The 19817-nt window shown below is 59.7% G+C and carries 20 protein-coding genes; 6 read left to right on the top strand and 14 right to left on the bottom strand.

All coding sequences use genetic code 11. The features are described 5' to 3' along the window. Positions 1-139: 139 nt before the first annotated feature. Positions 140-940, bottom strand: coding sequence for a methyltransferase domain-containing protein (locus SJY21_RS00805; RefSeq protein ID WP_377504808.1), 801 nt, complete (start codon positions 938-940; stop codon positions 140-142). 165 nt (positions 941-1105) lie between these two features. Continuing rightward, positions 1106-1966, bottom strand: coding sequence for a hypothetical protein (locus SJY21_RS00800; protein ID WP_377504805.1), 861 nt, complete (start codon positions 1964-1966; stop codon positions 1106-1108). A 193-nt stretch (positions 1967-2159) separates the two neighbouring features. Between SJY21_RS00800 and infC the strand changes: the two genes are divergently transcribed. After that, positions 2160-2705 carry a translation initiation factor IF-3 gene (infC, locus tag SJY21_RS00795; RefSeq protein WP_377513090.1) on the top strand — a complete coding sequence of 182 codons (546 nt, stop codon included), beginning with the start codon at positions 2160-2162 and terminating at the stop codon, positions 2703-2705. A 518-nt stretch (positions 2706-3223) separates the two neighbouring features. Continuing rightward, positions 3224-3400, top strand: coding sequence for a hypothetical protein (locus tag SJY21_RS00790; RefSeq protein WP_377504802.1), 177 nt, complete (start codon positions 3224-3226; stop codon positions 3398-3400). Here SJY21_RS00790 and SJY21_RS00785 read toward each other — a convergent pair whose 3' ends face one another. The 5 genes from SJY21_RS00785 to SJY21_RS00765 all read right to left on the bottom strand — a co-directional run bounded on the left by SJY21_RS00785 (position 3401) and on the right by SJY21_RS00765 (position 7766). Then, positions 3401-4183 (bottom strand): FAD binding domain-containing protein, encoded by a 783-nt coding sequence (locus tag SJY21_RS00785; RefSeq protein WP_377504799.1) that lies wholly within the window; start codon positions 4181-4183, stop codon positions 3401-3403. Positions 4184-4488: 305 nt separating this feature from the next. Further along, positions 4489-4848 carry a hypothetical protein gene (locus tag SJY21_RS00780; RefSeq protein WP_377504796.1) on the bottom strand — a complete coding sequence of 120 codons (360 nt, stop codon included), beginning with the start codon at positions 4846-4848 and terminating at the stop codon, positions 4489-4491. Between the two features lie 25 nt (positions 4849-4873). After that, the gene (locus SJY21_RS00775) at positions 4874-5344 is read right to left on the bottom strand and encodes a (2Fe-2S)-binding protein (RefSeq protein ID WP_377513088.1); all 471 of its coding nucleotides are present in this window, start codon (positions 5342-5344) and stop codon (positions 4874-4876) included. A gap of 107 nt (positions 5345-5451) precedes the next feature. Further along, positions 5452-6414: an XdhC family protein gene (locus tag SJY21_RS00770; protein ID WP_377504793.1), complete on the bottom strand. Its 963-nt coding sequence runs from the start codon at positions 6412-6414 to the stop codon at positions 5452-5454. Further along, complete coding sequence (locus SJY21_RS00765; RefSeq protein ID WP_377504790.1) at positions 6411-7766, bottom strand: LysM peptidoglycan-binding domain-containing protein; 1356 nt, start codon at positions 7764-7766, stop codon at positions 6411-6413. The genes SJY21_RS00770 and SJY21_RS00765 overlap by 4 nt, the downstream gene beginning before the upstream one ends. A gap of 118 nt (positions 7767-7884) precedes the next feature. Here SJY21_RS00765 and SJY21_RS00760 point away from each other — a divergent pair, with 118 nt between their 5' ends. After that, positions 7885-8442 (top strand): TIGR00730 family Rossman fold protein, encoded by a 558-nt coding sequence (locus SJY21_RS00760; RefSeq protein ID WP_377504787.1) that lies wholly within the window; start codon positions 7885-7887, stop codon positions 8440-8442. A 136-nt stretch (positions 8443-8578) separates the two neighbouring features. Here SJY21_RS00760 and SJY21_RS00755 read toward each other — a convergent pair whose 3' ends face one another. Continuing rightward, the gene (locus SJY21_RS00755; RefSeq protein WP_377504783.1) at positions 8579-9526 is read right to left on the bottom strand and encodes a hypothetical protein; all 948 of its coding nucleotides are present in this window, start codon (positions 9524-9526) and stop codon (positions 8579-8581) included. A 107-nt stretch (positions 9527-9633) separates the two neighbouring features. Further along, positions 9634-10233, bottom strand: a complete 600-nt coding sequence (locus tag SJY21_RS00750; protein WP_377504780.1) for a superoxide dismutase — start codon at positions 10231-10233, stop codon at positions 9634-9636. A 244-nt stretch (positions 10234-10477) separates the two neighbouring features. On the opposite strand from SJY21_RS00750, the gene SJY21_RS00745 reads away from it, so the two are divergent. The 3 genes from SJY21_RS00745 to SJY21_RS00735 are packed head-to-tail and all read left to right on the top strand — an operon-like array spanning position 10478 to position 14008. Further along, positions 10478-12202, top strand: coding sequence for a glycosyltransferase family 2 protein (locus SJY21_RS00745; RefSeq protein WP_377504777.1), 1725 nt, complete (start codon positions 10478-10480; stop codon positions 12200-12202). Position 12203: 1 nt separating this feature from the next. Next, a complete protein-coding gene (locus SJY21_RS00740) occupies positions 12204-13214 on the top strand; it encodes a glycosyltransferase family 2 protein (protein ID WP_377504774.1) in 1011 nt (336 codons plus the stop codon). After that, positions 13211-14008 carry a sulfotransferase domain-containing protein gene (locus SJY21_RS00735; RefSeq protein ID WP_377504771.1) on the top strand — a complete coding sequence of 266 codons (798 nt, stop codon included), beginning with the start codon at positions 13211-13213 and terminating at the stop codon, positions 14006-14008. Before SJY21_RS00740 ends, SJY21_RS00735 begins: the two co-directional genes overlap by 4 nt. On the opposite strand, the gene SJY21_RS00730 is transcribed toward SJY21_RS00735, so the two are convergent. From SJY21_RS00730 to SJY21_RS00710, 5 genes are all read right to left on the bottom strand, one after another. After that, positions 14005-14568, bottom strand: coding sequence for a sarcosine oxidase subunit gamma (locus SJY21_RS00730; RefSeq protein WP_377504769.1), 564 nt, complete (start codon positions 14566-14568; stop codon positions 14005-14007). The two genes, SJY21_RS00735 and SJY21_RS00730, sit on opposite strands and share 4 nt — an antisense overlap. Next, entirely contained in the window at positions 14561-17572 is a 3012-nt protein-coding gene (locus SJY21_RS00725; protein WP_377504766.1) for a sarcosine oxidase subunit alpha family protein, read from the bottom strand. Before SJY21_RS00725 ends, SJY21_RS00730 begins: the two co-directional genes overlap by 8 nt. Then, a complete protein-coding gene (locus SJY21_RS00720; protein ID WP_377504763.1) occupies positions 17569-17898 on the bottom strand; it encodes a sarcosine oxidase subunit delta in 330 nt (109 codons plus the stop codon). The genes SJY21_RS00725 and SJY21_RS00720 overlap by 4 nt, the downstream gene beginning before the upstream one ends. 84 nt (positions 17899-17982) lie before the next feature. Further along, on the bottom strand, positions 17983-18183 hold the full coding sequence (locus tag SJY21_RS00715) for a hypothetical protein (protein ID WP_377504760.1): 201 nt from the start codon (positions 18181-18183) through the stop codon (positions 17983-17985). 214 nt (positions 18184-18397) lie between these two features. After that, the gene (locus tag SJY21_RS00710) at positions 18398-19642 is read right to left on the bottom strand and encodes a sarcosine oxidase subunit beta family protein (protein ID WP_377504757.1); all 1245 of its coding nucleotides are present in this window, start codon (positions 19640-19642) and stop codon (positions 18398-18400) included. Positions 19643-19817: the final 175 nt, after the last annotated feature.

The raw sequence follows: 19817 nt of genomic DNA, 5'->3' as shown, positions 1-19817 counted from the left end.
CACGGTCCAATTTACTTGGGGTCGCTGGCGTATAGACGGCTATTTGGCGGGGTGAAACGGACCTTCGCTACTGCCAGACCAAGGCCTGAAATCGCGATTGCCTAGCCTTCTACCCCACAAACACGGCCCCGGAATATAGCTAGGCTGGGGTAGCGATTGCTGTCGCAAAGACCTGATATCCATATAGCGTTCCGGCGGTTGCGCGACGCTTGTATTCCGACACGAGACCATCAAACAGTTCCTGCCCGATGTCCCCTCGGGCAAGCATTCTTTTCGCTGTTTCCTCCACCCACGGCAGCATTTGATCATTATCTGCGATCGTCCGGCTCTGAACATCAAATTCGACTACAACAAATCCAGTTTCCGTCATCAGAGACCGCAGTTTGGCAACGATATGTGGATCAGTAACAAACTCATTGACGAACGCCCTTGCACAAACATCGAGCGGATCACTCGCGCTACTGCCGAGACTCGCTTTAGAGAAGTCTGCATCGCAAACGACGAGGCAACCGTCAGGTTTCAAAACGCGCCGCGCCTCTTTGAGAAGCAGATCGGGCTTTTCTGCATGGGTTAGCACGGTATGAAGTATTAAGTTCTGAACCGAATTGTCATCAAGTGGTAATGCGGTCCCGTCCGCGACTTTGAAAGACGCGTTTTCATGCGTAAGCGCCCGTGTCTTGGCTTCCTTCACAAAGCCCGACGACGGCTCAAAACCCAATACCCTTTCCGGTTTGGCTCTGGCCGCAATCCGCCGCGTGACGGCACCCGCACCAGCCCCGACTTCAACTGTCAGACTGCCCTCTGGGAACTGCAACTTGGCGAGATAGTTTGAAACAATCGTCTCCATTTTCGGATCTGATTGTCGAGCGTCCATCGAGTCGGCAAACGCCGCTATAAACTCTTCACCGGCAGCATCTACGTTCTGAAAAGGATCGGTCATTGCAAATTGTTTCCATCTGTCCATTCAGGTTTTCATAGCAGACTATCGCGCTTCGTGCAGCATCGGCCATAGCGGGCGCAAAGCAGCCATTGACGCATCTGCCCGTCGCAACAAAAAAGGGCCACGCAATCGCGCGGCCCTTTTCGTTTGTCGTAAAAGCAGGGATTACATGCCCAGCGCTTCTTTGATGGCTGCCAGAACGTCGGGCAGCTTGGACGGATCGGAGGCGACTTCGCCGATCTGACCCAGAAGCTGCGTTTTGGCGATCGCGCCAAGGTCAGAGTTCTGAACCATTTCCATCACTTTGGCGGCGTCGAACCCTTCGGGTGTCAGCAGCGCGGCCATATCGCCCATTTCAGTTGCGGCTTCCTCGGTTGCGGCTGTGGCTTCCTCGGCCGCTGCGGCGGCGGCTTCTTCGGCGGCGGCGGCTTCGGCAGCGGCAGCTTCTTCAGCGGCGGCGGCTTCGGCGGCGGCGGCTTCTTCAGCGGCGGCTTCGGCCGCTGCGGCTTCTTCAGCGGCGGCGGCAGCGGCGGCTTCTTCAGCGGCGGCAGCGGCAGCGGCGGCTTCTTCTTCAGCGGCGGCAGCGGCGGCAGCGGCTTCTTCTTCAGCAGCGGCAGCGGCGGCAGCGGCTTCTTCTTCAGCAGCGGCAGCGGCGGCGGCAGCTTCGTCAGTTGCTTCTTCCGTGGCGTCAGTAACGGCTTCAACGGCACCTTCGGCCGTGTCGGCAACGGCGTCAGCCGCTTCGCCAGCGGCTTCAACGGCACCTTCGGCGGTGTCGGTCACGGCATCGGCGGCTTCGCCAGCAGCTTCGGTCGCGGCCTCAACAGCGCCTTCGGCAGCTTCGGTCGCAGCTTCAACGGCACCTTCGGCAGCTTCGGTCGCGGCATCAGCCGCATCGCCCGCAGCGTCCATCGCCGCATCGGATGCGCCCGAAAATACTTCGACCGGGTTTTTCCCGTTCACGCCCCACTGGTAGCCAAAAAAGCCCAGAACAGCGACTGCAACAATGATGAGAAATGCTCTCATGATCTTCGTCCTTCACAAATGCGTGGCCCCCAAGTGGACCTCGCGCTGCATATGTCAGATTGTTACAGCTTAGGAAAGCGGGAACCGGCGCAAACCGTTCCCCCTGTGCGAAAACTTGCGTGTTTTGCGGGTTGAACCGGCGCGGCGGCACGTTTACCTTGCGGTTGCACCACGCAATCAAAGGATAAAGATCATAGCCCGCAGACCACATAACGCGCCACCCGCGCGTGATACCGGCCCCCGCGTCAACGAACGCATTACTTCCAGTGAAATCCGCCTGATCGGCGCCGAAGGTGAAAACGTCGGCGTTGTTACGCCTGCGCGGGCCATGGTGATGGCCGAGGAAGCGGGCCTCGATCTGGTTGAAATCTCGCCAAACGCGAACCCGCCTGTGTGCAAGATCATGGATTTCGGCAAGTTCAAATACGAAACCCAAAAGCGCGAGGCCGAGGCCCGCAAAAAGCAAAAGATCATCGAGATCAAAGAGGTCAAGTTCCGCCCGAACACGGATACCAACGACTATGACGTCAAGATGCGCAACGTGTTCAAGTTTCTGGAAAACGGCGACAAGGTGAAAATCACCCTGCGCTTTCGTGGTCGTGAAATGGCGCACCAGAATCTGGGCCGCGAACTGCTGGAACGTGTGGCCGAGGATACCAAGGAGCACGGCAAGGTGGAGAACTTTCCCAAGATGGAAGGCCGCCAGATGGTCATGCTGATCGGGCCGCTGCCGAAGTAGGGCTTATACGAGCGATAAAATGCGAGGGCGGTCTGTGTGGCACAGGCCGCTCTCGTCGTTTGTGCCAAACGTCTGCCGCTTGGGAGTGTGTTTGCAGGCAAACCCACGGGAAGGCCGCCAGATGGTCATGCTGATCGGGCCGCTGCCCAAGTAGGGCTTATACGAGCGATAAATTGGGAGGGCGGTCTGTGGCACAGGCCGCCATTTTCATTTGGCTATGATCCGACGATCACACCCACAACCGGCGCGCACGCGCCATGCCCGACCTCCCCCATGGGAGGGCATTCTTTTGGCAATTGCAGTGCGCTGAATGCAAGTCTTTCACGACTTCCCGTGAGTCGCTTGTCCCAAAGGCCCTCCCGAGGTCAGGCATGGCGCCCGCTAATCGGGCCGTCTGGAAATGCACGGCGGCGACGCCTTGACTGCGGGCAGTTTATCGTTCGTCTCATCGACCCGAAGGATTTTTTCTATACTTGCGACGCGTTGCCATAGCGTCCGGCTTGGGCTAGCCTTTCTTCATGAAACATGTCCCCAAAGAAAACACCGATGACGCGCTTATTCAGGAGTTTCTGAACAAGGGTGGCAAGGTCAGCAAAGGCAAGACCAAGCCTGCGCCTGCCGAACTGGGCCTTAGCAACAATGTCTGGAACAACAAGCTGACCCGCGAGGAAAAGGCGGCGCGCGACAAGAAGTGATCAGGCGGCGGCCACGGCCCTGCCCGTCATCACCTTGACCAGATGGGCGCGGTAGTCGGCTGACCCGTGGATATCGCTGATCATGTCGCCTTGGGGTGTCAGCGCTTTGACCGCATCGACAGTAAAACTGGCCGTCAGCGCTGTTTCGGCATCGCGCCAGCGGAAAACGCCATCTTCGGAGGCGCCCGTGACGGCGACCCGCACCGTATCTGCAAACCGCGCCACGAAAACGCCAACCAGCGCGAACCGCGAAGCGGGCTGGCGGAATTTCACATAACCCGCCGCAAGTGGCACGGGAAAACGGACCTCGGTGATGATTTCGCCCTCGTCCAGTGCCGTGGTGAACATGCCTTGAAAATAGTCATCAGCCGCGATTTCGCGCGCGTTGGTGACGATGGTCGCACCGGTCGCCAGCACCGCCGCCGGATAGCAGGCCGAGGGGTCATTGTTAGCCAGCGAACCGCCAATCGTGCCGCGGTGGCGCACAGCCGGATCGCCGATCTGATCCGCAAGGGCGGCCAGCGCGGGAAAGGCAACAGCGCCGCGCGCCACATCGTGGTGGGTTGTGGCGCCGCCAATGCAAAAAGCCCCGTCCGCACCGGTGCAAATCCCCTGCATTTCGGGAATCGCGGTCAGGCTGATCAGCCGTTCGGGCATGGCAAGCCGTTGTTTTAGCGTTGGAATAAGCGTCTGCCCGCCAGCGAGCGCTTGCGCGTCTTCATCTGTCAATGCTGCAACGGCCTCGGCGATGGTCGTGGGGCGTTCGATCTCGAATGGGTACATGAGTGGCTCCGACAGGGGTGAAAAATGGTAGGATGGTGGGGCGATCAGTGCAAGCGATAGGTGGGCCTGCGCCAAGCCAGACCTCGGGAGGTCCGGCGATCACGTGCGGCAGTTGTTTTGCAGCCCAACTTACGTCTTACGCGCAGCATTCGTTGTTGAAAGCCCTCCCATGGGGGAGGTCGGGCTTGGCGCAGGCGCGCCGGGTGGCGTGGATATCAACGGTCAATCGCGCCCTTCAACACCACCCAAAACAAAAACGCCCCCGCAAAACACTGCGAGGGCGTCAATTCTGCCTTGGGTGCCGCCTATTTGGGGTTTTCAAACAACCGCGCCAGCGTGTCGGCGGTATAGATGCGGTCCGTGTCGGTGGTTTCGCCGTGCACAACCATAAAGCCGTTGATCACACCGCCATTGACCACGGGGCACATGATGGTGACGTCCTGATCGCCCGGCTGCAGATCCCAGCCATAGACAACCCAGGTGGTTGGATCGACGCTGCCGCCGCCGTTCACATCCACATAGCGGCGCATCGCGCTTTCGCCCGCGGCCATGCAGGCCTCGCGCGAGGCTGTCACGCCAAGGTCTTGCACGGTAAACCCTTCGGCCAATGCCGATGTTGCGCCAAGTGCCACGAAAAGGCCTGCGGTCAGTGTCATCTTTTTCATTAATACGTCCTCGTTTTAAGTTACTTTACGCCGCTGCAACTGCGCCCACGTCCTGCCCACTCGCAGCCATGACCGCCTTTACAATGTTGTGATAGCCGGTGCAGCGGCAGAGATTGCCCTCTAGATAGGTGCGCACATCTGCTTGGGTTGGCTTGGGGTTCTCTTTGAGCAGCATCGCTGCCGACATCACCATACCCGGAGTGCAGAACCCGCATTGCAATCCGTGGTGATCCTGAAATGCCTGTTGAAGCGCAGACAACGTGCCGTCATCCTTGGCCATGCCTTCGATGGTCAAGACCGCGGCGCCGTCCGCTTCGATGGCGAAGATTGTGCAGGCTTTGACGGACAGCCCGTTCACATGCACCGTGCAGGCGCCGCACTGGCTGGTATCGCAGCCCACATGGGTGCCCGTCAGATGCAAGTCATCGCGCAGAAAATCCACCAGCAGGGTGCGCCCTTCGACATCACCCGACACAGGCGTGCCGTTTACGATCATTGCAATCTGCGTCACGTCACCCCCCTATATGTGCCGTTTTGAACAGTTAATCACGCGAAACCCGCTGTGAGAATAGGAAAGTTTTCTTGACAGATGCAAGGCGCCCCCTAGGCGCGCAGGGTTTGCGTGACCTGCGCCATGATGCTGAGCGCGATTTCAGCCGGGCTGCGCGATCCGATATCAAGCCCGACAGGGGCATGGATGCGCGCGATCTGCGCCGCATCAAACCCCGCTGCCGTCAGCCGCTCTACCCGCTTGGCATGGGTGCGCGTTGATCCCAGTGCACCGATGTAGAACGCATCCGAACCCAAGGCGGTAATCAGCGCCGGATCGTCCAGTTTCGGGTCATGGGTCAGCGTGATCACGGCGGTGCGCCTGTCCAGCCCGTGCGCAGCCATTGCCGCATCGGGCCAGTCATCCAGCAGGTCCACATCAGGAAAGCGTGCCGCATTGGCAAAGGCCGTGCGCGGATCAATCACTGTCACATCATAGCCGCAGGCCTGTGCCATCCCCACCAGCGTTTGCGCAATATGCACGCCACCAATGATCGCCATGCGTAGCGGCGGATTGTGAATGGCGACAAATGTGCGCCCGTCGCTTTCAACGCCGGACCTGTCCGCGCGAAAGCGTTCTGCGTGGCCGGTGCGATCAATCCGGCGCGAGGGGCCGTCCAGATCGGCGACATAGGCCGCGGGCTGGCGCGCCGCGCGCAAACCCACAAGGTCCGCCAACAGGGTTTCGGGCAGGACCGTGCCCACCGGCTCGACCAGCACACGGATGCGCCCACCACAGGCAAGACCAACGGCAAAGGCATCATCGTCCGATACGCCGTAGTCCAGCAGGCGCGCCTGCCCGTCGGCAAGGGCATCGCAGGCTTCGCTGACCACCGCCCCTTCAACGCAGCCGCCCGACACGGACCCTGCCATCGCGCCTGTGCTGTCGATCACCAACTGGCTGCCAACAGGGCGCGGCGCGGACCCCCATGTTTCAACGACCGTTGCCAGCACCGCCCCGCGCCCCGCGCGGTGCCACGTCAGCGCAAGGGCGGGAATATCATCGGCGGGGGTCATTGCGTGTCTTCGGGAAGCACGAACACCTGGCCGGGGTAGATCAGATCGGGGTTGCGGATGCGGTCACGGTTGGCCTCGAAGACCTGCACATACATCACACCTTGCCCGTAGCGTTCCTGCGCAATCGCCCAGAGGGTCGCACCGGGTTGGACAGTTTTCACGGCCACGCGAAATCCGTCCGCGCCGGTTTCCTCGGCCATGGCAGCGGCCACGGTGGCGGGTTCCTCGCGCTGGAACGGGGTTTCGATACGCGAGGTGACGGTGCCTTGCGCATCCACTTCGTCAACACGCAGGGTATAGACGCCCGTGTCGACCTGCGGCAGGTCCGTGCGCCAGTCGCCGCTTTCGCTGATCGGGGATGTCGTGACCGGTTGGTTGTCAATGTAAACCCGCACGAACCCGCCGGCCTGCGCCCGACCACCCAACAGCACATCACCCGCCGGATCATAGGTGATCGTGTCCAGCGCGACTGTCGCCATGACATCGGGCGGGGTGTCGGGCAGTGCAGCGGGCTGAACCACACGCACGCCGTCCGCGTCAGCCGACAGGATCGCGGGGGCGACAGTGTCGGGCGTATCGGTGTCGGGCGTTTCGGTGATCGGGCCTGCGGTGGCAGGCGCGGACGCTTCGGCGGCGGGATCGGCTGTTTCAACCGGCGCTGGCGCGGTCTGCGCTACGTCCGGTGCGCTGGCCGGTGTGTCAGGGTCGACCACGTCCGGGGCGATCTGTGCAATGACCTCGGGCGCTTGCGTTGGCCCGATGATGCGCGTCTCGGCCGCCGCGCGTGGGGTGCCGTCCGGATCAGCCAACAAGTCAACGGTGCGCGGCTGATCCGAAGGCGCAAGAAAAAGCAACACGACAAACGCGCCCTGCCCGTCCGCAACTGTGCGTGCGATTTCCAGACCGTTCAGCAGCACCGCCACAACCTCGCCTGCCTGCGCGCGCCCCGCAAGGGTGCCGGTGCCATCGGGATTGACATAGATCACGTCAAAACGGGGGGCAGGCAGCGCCGGGGTTTCCGGGTCGGCGGCGATGTCGGCGACTGCCGCCTGATCATCATCGGTGGTATCGGGTGCGGCCAGGGTTTCGGGCGCAACAACCGCGGTGCCATCAGCGACGACATCAGGCGTGGCATCCGCAGCGTCATCCACAGTGTCATCCGCCACCACATCGGGCGTGGCACTCACGGTGTCATCAGCCACCACATCGGGCGTGGCAACGATTGCCGGATCATCGACGACAGCGTCGCCCCCTGAGTAAAGCAGCACCGCCACGCCGATCACGATTGCCGCGCAAACGCCGCCTGTCACCAGTCCGGCCGTGCCGCTGAAAAATGATGTCTCTTTCGTCACGTCTTGTCCTTCCGCGCAGGCGCAAGTGCACGCCCGCCGCCCCATTCGGTTGAGCGACCTTAGCAAGCGCGATATGAGCGGTCAAAAGCCCATTCGCACCCTGCCCAAAGGAACGCCCATGTCCACCACGAAATCTGTCTGCGTTTATTGTGGGTCGCGCAATGGCGCACTGCCCGTTTACGGCGAGGTTGCCACCGACACCGGCGCGATGCTGGCGCGCAACGGCTGGCGGCTGGTTTATGGCGCAGGCGATGTCGGGCTGATGGGGCTGGTCGCCAATGCAACGCAAGCCGCGGGCGGCAAAACCTTTGGCGTGATCCCCGTGCACCTGCTGAAATGGGAGGTCGGCAAACGCGATCTGGACCAGTTCATCATCACCGAGAACATGCACGAGCGTAAAAAGGTCATGTATATGAACGCCAATGCGGTGGTCGTGCTGCCGGGCGGTGCGGGTAGCTTGGACGAATTTTTCGAGGTTCTGACGTGGCGCCAGCTGGGCCTGCACGCCAAACCGATCATTCTGGTCAACGCGGGCGGGTTCTGGGATCCGCTGGTCGGCCTTCTGGACCATGTGATCGCACAGGGCTTTGCCGATGCGACGCTGCGCGACTTTGTTACTTTGGCGGCGGACGTTGGCGAGGCTGAAGCCGCGTTGCAGACTGTATTTACGGGCTGACACAAGCGGAAATCAACAATCATCAGCGACCGCTCTGCGGACTTAGTGTGAATTCGCTGCAATTGCGCCGATGTCCGCTTTGATTAGGTCAACAAATGGTGACTTTTGCAATGGTCGGGCCAATCGGAAGGTTGCTTCAATCCTTCTGGGGCGGTTCCGTTCGCTGCGCTTGCATGGGACGCCACGACACATAAATGGTGTCGTTGCACCCTTCACAGTCGAAGTGAATGCGTTGATCGGTCCTGAGTTTCTCAACCATCCGCTTAGGAATGTCGCGGGATGCTTCACAAGCGCGACAGACAATCTCAAAGGTTCTGCGCCCGAAGGACATGTCAGACTGGACGTATACATAGCTTTCATCACAATCGGGATTTATGCAGTTAATAGTCTGCCCGTCCTTTAGCAGTTCAAGCCGCCGCTTGTTCTTTGAACCGCAGACACATTCAAAAGAAACTTCCTCGCCCATGCCGGTAGACATCAACGTGCTTTCGGATATTTGCTTAATTTCAGCAAGAGCCTGTTTGACCTTAGATGCTATCGCTTGCATGTCGCCGTATTGTTTGACGGTCGTATCTTTCGAAGTCGGGATTTCGATATGCAGGGCAAGGTTCGCAAGTCCGTTCCATAGCGTCCCAAATTGGTTTGGGTTGAACCCAATTTGCGTTCCGAGAGGCTTCCAGTCCAACGCCTTGAACCCTTCTGTTGTGTTTTCCGACGGCACTTCAGGGGCGATCGAAATAGTCAGCGTTGTTGCTGCGTGTTCATCAACCTCTTGAATGAGCGTCTTCACAATATCCCTCGGCTGCCATTTCCTCAGATCATCGTGAGAAATGTAGTCATGCGCCAACCGGAGACGTTCATAGCAAATTCGCTCGATAGCCAGACGGCACTCAAGGGCGGCATAGGTCACACTCGCTTCAGTATTCTCTTCGAGTAGTTTCTCAATCTGTGAAATTGTTGGTTCTAAGTTGATCAAGGCCGTCTCCGCGTAGGCTTTCAATACTGAAATCTTATGCCGCTCGATATCTCCCTTCAATCGAATGCGTGTTACAGGACATCCTGCGAATAGCTGCCATTCATCCACAGCGCAGCATTCCGTACTTTGGGCTCAAACCCGCCCTTCATCGCGGCCTCGCACAAATGCAAAACGGCGCCCCGCGAGGAGCGCCGTCAGAAACTTTCGTCGTCGGTTTACATGCGGCTGGCGACGTTTTCCCAATTGACCAGATTATCAAGGAAGTTGGTCAGGTAGACCGGGCGCTTGTTGCGGAAGTCGATGTAGTAGGAGTGCTCCCACACATCACAACCCAACAGTGCCGTCTGACCAAAGCACAGCGGGTTCACGCCGTTTTCGGTTTTGGTGACGGCCAAGCCGCCGTCAGCCTTTTTCACCAGCCAGCACCAGCCGGACCCGAACTGGCCCGCGCCTGCGGCGGAAAACTGAGACTTGAACTCGTCGACACTGCCAAACGAGTCCTTGATTGCGCTTTCCAGCTCGGATGGCATGGACGATGCATTTGGTGTCATCATTTCCCAGAACTGGTTGTGGTTCCAAAGCTGCGAGATGTTGTTGAAAATCCCGTTCTGCGCCACGGCGGTCGCGTCATAGGTGCCGGTGATGATTTCCTCAAGCGACTTGCCGGCCCATTCGGTGCCCTCAATCGCCTTGTTGCCATTGGTCACATAGGCGTTGTGGTGCAGGTCGTGGTGGAATTCCAGCGTTTCGGCTGACATGCCCTTGGCGGCAAGCGCGTCGTGGGCATAGGGAAGGTCGGGAAGGCTAAAAGACATGGGTGGTCCCCCTTTTGGTGTTTCAAATTCGCTCCCCTTTAACAAAGCCTTCATACGGGCGGCGTCAAGGTCTAATGACCCAAGAAATCAGTTGCAAAATTGTGCCACGCCCCCCTTCGCTGGTGGACTTTGCCCTGTGTATTGTTATGGTATGGGAAACAATCCGGACAAAACCGGCCGCACCTAACCGCACCTTAACCCGTGCTGTGCGACACAGGCGCGTATCAGAGCAGGAGCAGGCCAGATGGCCCCCAAACACACCTACACGATCCTTTCCATGATGAAGGACGAGGGTCATTCGCTTGTCGAATGGGTCGCCTATCACAAGCATATCGGTTTCGATAACATCTGCGTCTATACCAACAATTGCAGCGACGGCACCGACGACATGCTGATCCGGCTTGAAGAAATGGGCTGGGTACAGCATTTCCGCAATGACGTCCCAGAAGGCAAGAAGCCCCAACCCAACGCGTTGACGCTGGCCACGCAAAACCCCGAAGTTGTGAACAGCGACTGGATTTTGACGATGGATGCGGATGAATTCCTGTCGATCAAATGCGGGCGCGGCCATATCGGCGATCTGATCGAACGGATGGATCCGGCCGCCAGTGCCATGGCGATCACATGGCGGTTCTTTGGGTCCAACGGGATCACCGACTGGAATCCGGGGCTGGTGATTGAAAACTACACCCATGGCGCACCGGACATGTTCAAGAAAGGCTGGGGCGTCAAAACCATCTTCAAGCCCTACCGCGATATGAAGATGGGCATCCACCGCCCCCACATCAAGAAAGCCAAGCAAGAGCCTGCAAACGCTAAGCTTTTGTTCGATCAGCTATGGCTGAACGGCTCCGGCAAACCGATGCCGGATGAATTTTCGCTGTCAGGCTGGCGGTCCACCAAACCGACCTTGGGCTACAAGCTGGTTGAGCTGAACCACTACGCCGTAAAGTCGTATGAGGCCTATTTGCTGCGCCGTGTGCGGGGCAACGTGAACAACAAGGAAGACAAGTATAACGCCGCCTATTTCGCGCTGTTTGACCGCAACGAAGAAGAAGCGATCAACGCCACCCGCCACGCCAAGGGCACCAAGAAAAAGATGGCGCAAATCCTGTCTGATCCGGTCATGCGCGACTTGCAGGACAAGGCGCTGGAATTTCACGCCGCCCGCGTCGAAAAGCTGCGCAGCACCGGCGAATACGATCATTGGCTGGCCGAGCTGAAAGAGGCGGGCGAAGTGCCGCTGGACAAGATCGACGAGGTTTTGTTCATCCAGCACCTGCCCAAGCAATGGCAGGAAAAGGTCAAGGAAATGCAGGCCCAGGGCGTGCCTGACAAGGTGATCGCCAAGATGATCGCCCAGACCCAGACCGCGAAAAAGGGTGAAACCCGTCAGGCGCTGCTGGAAGCGGCGGGCGAAAAGCCCGAAGACCGTCTGGATGCCCACCAGCTGCGCGAACGCGAGAAAAACACCGAAAAAGCGATGAGTCTGGACGACAATCCCTTCCTGAACACGCCCGAGGCTGCGGGGCTGGGCGTGCCACTGATGAACGAACGCACGCAGAAAATCGCGCTGGCGGCACAGGCCGCAGGCGATGGGCCGCGCGATGCGAAACTGCGTGAAAAGGCCGAAAAGGTAAAAAAGGTGCGCGATGCGCAGACCGCGCGCGTTGATCTGAACGAACCGGCCCCGCCATTGGCTGAGATCATCGCCGAAGTGACCCCCGAAGCGGCCGCCAAAGTGGCCAGCGATCCCGATACGGTGGCGCCACCACCCAAGGCACCTGCGAAACGCACCCGCAAGGCCGCGTCGAAAAAACCGGCGGCCAAGAAACCGGCCGCCAAAAAGACGACCGCTCGCAAGACGGCAGCCAGGAAAACAACGCGCAAGACGGCAGCCAAAACGGCGACGACCACGCGCAAAACCACCAAAGCGGCGGCTAAGACCCCCGCGAAAAAGGACGCCTGATATGGCCAGCCCCACTGTGACCCCAAACGTGACTCTCGTCTCGACGATGAAAAACGAAGGGCCGTATCTGCTGGAATGGCTTGCCTATCACAAGAGCATCGGAGTCACGGATTTCTGCATCTTTTCAAACGACTGCACAGACGGGACCAACCTGATCCTGAACCGGCTTGACCAGATGGGCGTGGTCAAACACTTTGACAACCCGCTGGGGCCGCGCATGGACCCGCAGCGCGCCGCATACAGCCGTGCGGGCAAAATGGACTGGGTGCGCGCAAGCGACTGGGTGCTAATCGTGGACGCCGACGAATTTCTGAACGTCCATGTGGGGGATCGCACGGTTCAGGCCTTGATTGACGCCTGCCCTGCGGATGCGGACTCCGTTTCGATCAACTGGCGGCTGATGGGCGGCTGCGGGCAATCAAAAATGTCCGACGATCTGGTGATCGAACGCTTTACCCGCGGATCATCCTTTGATGATCCTGAAAACGGGTTGGTCTGGGGGTTCAAGACCCTGTTCCGCCCGTCAAGTTTCGACTTTTTCGGCGTGCATCGCCCGAAGTTCCACAAGACTAAGGAAATCCTGCCCGACATGGCTGTGATGGTGAATGGCGCAGGCAAACCGATGGGCGAACAATATCTGAAACGGGGCTGGCGCGGCAACAAGGACAACGTCAGCAACGAGTTCGCGCAGGTGAACCACTACGCCGTGAAATCGCGCGAGGATTTCCTGCTCAAGCGCCTGCGCGGCACCGCCAATTCAAAAAACAAAGACCGGATTGATATGGAGTATTGGGACAAATACGACATCAATACCAACGAGGATAGCACGATCCCTACCGATGGCGTGCGCGCGCAGATGGATGACTGGCTGCAAGACGGCGATCTTGCGGCACTGGTGCGGGCCTGCGCGGAATGTTCGCGCCGTGTGCTGGATTACCAACTGACCGTGCCGGAATTCCGCACCTTCATCGACACCGGCATTTTCGAAAAAATGAAGGACGCCGCCGAATGACCGCCCGTTACCTTTGCATTGGCACACACCACAAGACCGGCACGATCTGGATGCGCAAAGTGTTCCGCGCGATCCAGCGCGATCAGGATATCCCGTTCATGCAATGCTACCGCGCCAAACGGTTGGCCGATGCCGCCGAAACGGGGCCGCAGATTATCGTCAACTGGTCCTCGACCTTTCCACAGGCGCTGATGGACATGGATCACGCGCGGTTTATCCACATCATCCGCGATCCGCGCGATGTGCTGCTGTCGGGCATGCGCTATCACCGGATTGCGCCGCTGGGGAATGAAAAATTCCTGCGCGAGGTGCGCGATGAATGGGGCGGTGTGAATTATCAGGACCACCTGAACGCCCTGCCCGACGATCACGCCCGCATGATGTTCGAGATGGAACACAAGCACGACAAGACCGTGCAGGAAATGCTGAAATGGCCCTACGGCCACCCGCGCGCCGCGGATATCAAATACGAAGACCTGATCGAGGACACGGATTGCGCCCTGTTCCGCAAGACCCTGACCGACTTTGCGATTGAGGGTCTGGATATCGACCGCGCCGTGCAGACCTATTGGGACTTGTCACTGTTCGGCGGCCTTGCCAAAAAAGACGACCGCGAAGATCGCGTCGCGCTGCACGTCAATTCCGGGGCCAAGGCACAATGGGTCACGAAACTGCCGCGCGAAATTGCCGAACCTTACGCCGAACGGTATGCCGATTCCCTGAAATCACTGGGCTATGCGGACAACAGCGACTGGGTGGAACAATGCCTGCCCGCCAAGGACATCGCCGCCTAAAGCATCCCCGGCCCGTCTGTGGCCGCCGCATTGGCCAGCAGATCGAACACATAGCCCGCGACCGAGCGGAAGCAGATCACGTTGAAATCTGTGCCGTTTTCCGTCCAGATCGCTGCGGGCACCTGCGCCAGCCGCGTGCGGCGCATTTCGCCCGACCCCAGCGACTTGGGCCGCAAATCAGCGGGGCAGACCCGTGCCAGAACCTCGCGTGCGCCCTTGCCCTGCACGGAAATCATCGCCCGCGCGTCCGACACATTCACGGCCAGATAATGCGTGCCTTTCAGGGCGGCGTCGATCTTGGCAACGACATCGTCAGCCTCGCCATGCGGCACAAGCAACAACAGTTCGTCAGGCGACATCCATGCGATTGCGTTTTCGCCCTTCGAGGTCACGCCACGTTTGCCGGGCATGTCCGCACCCGTCACAGACTTGCAGACTTTTTTCAGCTTGGCGCCCGCCAGATCACCACGCAGGGTGATCATTCCGCGCAACCCGCGTTCAACAACCGTGGTCACGCCAACCGCCTCTTGCCCGTTCAACGCGCTGATAATATTAGACATTCTGCTTCTCCCCTTCAGGGTCAAAGAATACCGGATTGACGATTTTCGCGCTGACACTGGTGCCGTCCACCTTGGGGAAATCAATCACTTCACCCATCCGGTCCGGCCCATCCAGCACCAGCCCCATCGCAATGCCGCGCCCCAAAGTGGGCGAATGATAGGTCGATGTCACGCGCCCTTGGGTGTTGCGCTGGCCGTTTTCGTTCACGCCCTCGGCCACCGCATAGGCGCCGTCGGGAATGACCGATCCATCGGTGGTTTCAAGGCCGACCAGTTGCCAGCGGTTCGGGTCTGCCATATGCTCGCGTTCCTGCGCGCGCTTGCCTAGGAAATCCTCTTTCTTTTTGGAGATTGCCCAGTGCAGGCCCAAGTCCTGCGGGATCACGGTGCCGTCGGTTTCGTCACCGATCATGATAAACCCTTTTTCGGCGCGCATGATGTGCAGACATTCGGTGCCGTAGGGCATGACGCCATATTCCGCGCCCGCCGTCAGCAGTGCATCCCAGAACGCCCGGCCCTGTGATGCCGGCACGGCAATCTCGAACGACAATTCGCCCGAAAACGAGATGCGATAGACGCGGCAATCAAAGCCGCCAATGGTGCCATCCGCCCAGCCCATGAACGACAGTGCCTCGGCGCTCACGTCCATACCGCCCAGCTTTTCCAAGACCTTACGGGCGTTTGGCCCCACAACGGCGACCTGCGCGAACTGTTCGGTGGCGTTGGTCACATAGACCTGCCAGTCCCACCATTCGGTTTGCAGCCATTCTTCCATATGCGCGTAAATGCGATCCGCGCCGCCGGTCGTCGTGTGGCACAGGAAGGTATCCTCGTCGATCCGCGCAACCACGCCATCGTCGGTCAGAAAGCCGTTTTCGGTGCACATGAGGCCATAACGGCAACGGCCCGGTTTCAGGGTGCTCATCATGTTGGTGTAGAGCATATCAAGGAACTTGCCCGCATCCGGCCCGCGCACGATCAGCTTGCCAAGGGTCGAGGCATCAAGCAGCCCAAGGTTTTCGCGGGTATTGACCACCTCGCGCTGGACCGCCTGTTCGACGGTTTCACCATCACGCACGAATGCATATGGGCGGCGCCAGTGGCCGACAGGTTCCCAATCGGCACCGTTGGCATCGTGCCAATCGTGCATCGGGGTCTTGTGCAAAGGCTGGAACAGATCACCCCGCGCCTCGCCGCCGATCGACCCCATGGAAATGGGGGTATAGGGCGGGCGGAATGTGGTTGTGCCCACGGCAGGTATCGACGCATTCAACGCACCCGCCAACGTGGCAAGCCCGTTGATATTGCTAAGCTTTCCCTGATCCGTGGCCATCCCCAGCGTAGTATAGCGTTTCGTGTGTTCAACGCTTTCATAGCCTTCGCGCGCGGCCAGTTGCACATCGCTGACTTTGACGTCGTTCTGATAATCAAGCCACATTTTTGAGCGCAGTTTGTAACTTGCGCCCTGTGGCATCAGCCAGACAGGGGCCATCGGCGACTCTTCGGGCGCGTCACCTGCGGGGGCCTTGCCGGGCTTGCCCGTAGCGCCTGCGGATTTGGCGGCGGCGGCACCGGATTGAAAGGCATCCGCCAGCACATCGGCAGTGGACATCGCCCCGTTCGCAGCCCCTGCGGGTAACACAAACCCCTGCCCGTCAGCACCCAAAGGCGGGCGCGACATGTCGGGACGGAAGTGCGATTGGGCGTCGTCCCAGACCAGCTTGCCACCGCAGTGCGACCACAGGTGCACCACAGGCGACCAGCCGCCCGACATGGCGACCGCGTCACAGGCGATTTCTTCCAATTCTGCACCCTCGCCCGCCTGCGCGCAAATCGCCACGCCGGTCACGCGCTTGGTGCCGTTCACATGGGCGATGCCCTTGCCGGCCTCGACGCGGATCCCCAGATCGCGGGCCTGCTGGGGCAGCGGGCCATCGACGACAGCGCGCGCATCCAAAATCACCGGCACGTCCAGTCCTGCCTGTTTCAGCGCAATCGCCGTGCGGTAAGCATCGTCGTTATTGGTCACGACAACGGTGCGATCACCGACCGACACGCCGTAATTGACGGCATAATCGCGCACAGCGCCCGCCAGCATCACGCCGGGAATGTCGTTGCCAGCAAATGACAGCGGCCGTTCGATTGAGCCGGTCGCCGTCACGATTTGTTTGGCACGGATACGCCACAAGCGATGGCGCGGGCCGTCACTTTCAGGCCTATGATCGGAAAGGCGTTCATAGGCGAGCGCATAGCCGTGATCATAGACACCTGCACCCATGGTGCGCCTGCGGATTGTGACGTTATCCATATTTTCAAGGGCTTGCACGGCGTCCTTCACCCAAGCATCCGCGTCAAGCCCGTCGATTTGCGCGTGATCCACAGGGGCGCGGCCACCCCAATGGGCAGTCTGTTCGATCAGCAAAACATCGGCACCGGCGCGGCCAGCGGCCAGTGCAGCGGCCAATCCGGCAATCCCGCCGCCGGTGATCAACACATCAACGTGGGCGTAGAAATGCTCGTAAGTCGACCCATCCATTTCAGTGGGCGCACGGCCCAGACCCGCGGCCTTGCGGATAAAGGGTTCGTAAACATGCTTCCAAAGGGGGCGCGGGTGGATGAACATCTTGTAATAGAAACCGGCGGGCATGAAACGCGAGAGTTTCGCGTTGACTGCCCCCACGTCGAATTCAAGGCTGGGCCAGTGGTTCTGGCTTTCGGCTTTCAATCCGGCAAACAATTCAGTCGTTGTGACACGCTGGTTGGGTTCGAAAAACGCGCCCTCGCCCATGTTTACCAGCCCGTTGGGTTCTTCGGCGCCGCTGGCCACAAGGCCGCGCGGACGGTGGTATTTAAACGACCGGCCCACCAGCATCTGGTCGTTGGCCAGCAATGCCGAGGCCAAGGAATCACCCGCGTGCCCCTGCATCCGCTTGCCGTTAAAGGTAAATTCCATCGTCGCGCCGCGATCCAGCAGGCGGCCACCTGTTGCCAGACGTGTGCTCATGAGAAAGCCCTCCATGTCCAGCCCGGTCGTTTGGCGCTGATCTTGTCTGTGATGTTTTTAGGTGGTGCGAGGGTCTGGGCCGGATAGGTGCCGAACACCTCGAGCGTGGTGGTGCAGCGCGCGGCGTGGAACCACTTGCCGCAGCCCGCAACATGCCGCCAGCGTTCAAAATGCACGCCCTTTGGGTTTTCGCGCATGAACAGGTAATCCTCGAAATCATCATCCGATGATCCGACAGTTTCACGCTTGAGATGCGCTTCACCGCCCGCGTGGAGTTCGGTTTCGTCGGCAATGATACCGCAGCAGGGGCATTCAAGGGTCAGCATGGGGATACCTTTGGGCGAAGGGTGGACACGCCAAAGGCGGACGCATCGCTGCGCCCGCCAAGGGTTGGTGAGTGGTCAGTTATGTTATTGCGCGGGAGCGACCGGCGTTGTGTCTTCGATCGCTGCAGGCGCTGCGGCTTCAGGCGTGGTGTTGTCGACGTTTGCGCCGCCTCCGGCGAGGATCGCCCAGAGCAGGACAAGAACGACAACGCCCGCGATGACAAGCAGGCCGATGCCGCCGCCGCTGCCGGGTTTTGCGTTGGTGGAGTAGTCATAGTCAGCCATGATGTGTCCTCCTGTGTTGCAGACAGGGACATCATGCGTGCCTTCGCCGCCAAAGAAAGATCGGCGGAAATCCCCGCCGGGTTTGGGCGGGAGGTGGCTGAAATGCGGGGGGCGGATCGGCCAAAAGTTGCGCCTTGCACGCCGAACGGGGCGAGAAAATGCACATTTTCTCGGTCATTTTCTGTGCAGAAAATGGGTTGGCGTGCGGCGTTCATCAATGCGCCACCCCCGCCGCGACGCTTTCGTCAATGAACTTGCCCGCGCGGAAGCGGTTCATCGAAAATTCCTCGGTTAGCGGTGACTGCCCCTTGGCCATCAGCTCTGCCATGGCCCAGCCGGACCCGGGGATTGCTTTGAACCCGCCAGTGCCCCAGCCACAATTCATGAACATGCCCTCGACGGGTGTTTTTGACAGGATCGGCGAGCGATCCCCCGTCACATCGACGATTCCGCCCCACTGGCGCAGCATTTTCAGGCGTGAAATCATCGGGAAGGTTTCGATCAGCGCGCGCACGGTTTCCTCGATATGGTGAAAGCTGCCGCGCTGGGTGTAGTTGTTATAGCCGTCCGTGCCGCCGCCAATCACCATCTCGCCCTTGTCGGACTGGGACATGTATCCGTGCACCGTGTTGGCCATCACGACCACATCCATGCAGGGTTTGATCGGCTCGGATACCAGCGCCTGCAGGGCGACGGATTCGATCGGCAACCGGAACCCGGCCATTTCGGCCAAAGCACCCGAATGGCCCGCGACAACACCGCCCAGCTTGTCACACAGGATCTTGCCCTTGCTGGTTTCGACACCTGTGACCTTGCCGTCCTCGGTCAGAATGTTCGTCACTTCGCATTGCTGGATGATGTCCATGCCCATGTCGCTGCATGCGCGGGCATAACCCCAGGCCACCGCATCGTGGCGCGCCGTGCCGCCACGTGCCTGCCACAAACCGCCCAGCACCGGGTAGCGCGGCCCGTCGATATTCATGATCGGCACCAGTTCCTTGACCCTTTGGGGGCTGATGAATTCGGTCTTGACCCCTTGCAGGGCGTTGGCATGGGCGGTGCGCTGATAGCCGCGCACCTCGTGATGGGTTTGCGCCAGCATGATCACGCCGCGCGGGCTGAACATGACGTTATAGTTCAGGTCTTGCGACATGGTTTCATAAAGGCTGCGCGATTTTTCATAGATCGCGGCGGACGGGTCTTGCAGATAATTGCTGCGGATGATCGTCGTGTTGCGGCCCGTGTTGCCGCCGCCCAGCCAGCCCTTTTCCAGCACCGCCACATTGGTGATGCCAAAGTTTTTCCCAAGATAATAAGCGGTCGCAAGGCCGTGCCCGCCTGCCCCGATGATGATCACATCGTATTTCGCCTTGGGTGCCGGCGACCCCCAGGCCCGTGTCCAACCGCTGTGCTGGCGCATCGCCTCGCGCGCAATCGCAAATGCAGAATAGCGTTTCATCGGCAGTCCCCGTGTTGGATTCGATATCGTGGTAGATGTCCCCTTGGTTCTGGGGCAGACCGCGAAAAAGAGGATACTCGTTGCGGCACAAATGCACAATTTTGCGACATGGCCAAGGGGACGCGCTGATTGGGCGCATCACAATCCGATATCGGGCCTTTTTTCCGGCCCGCGC

The sequence above is a fragment of the Octadecabacter sp. R77987 genome (genome assembly GCF_042466115.1).
In the GTDB taxonomy this organism is placed as follows: Bacteria; Pseudomonadota; Alphaproteobacteria; order Rhodobacterales; family Rhodobacteraceae; genus SW4.
This window is presented reverse-complemented; position numbering and strand designations above follow the sequence as displayed.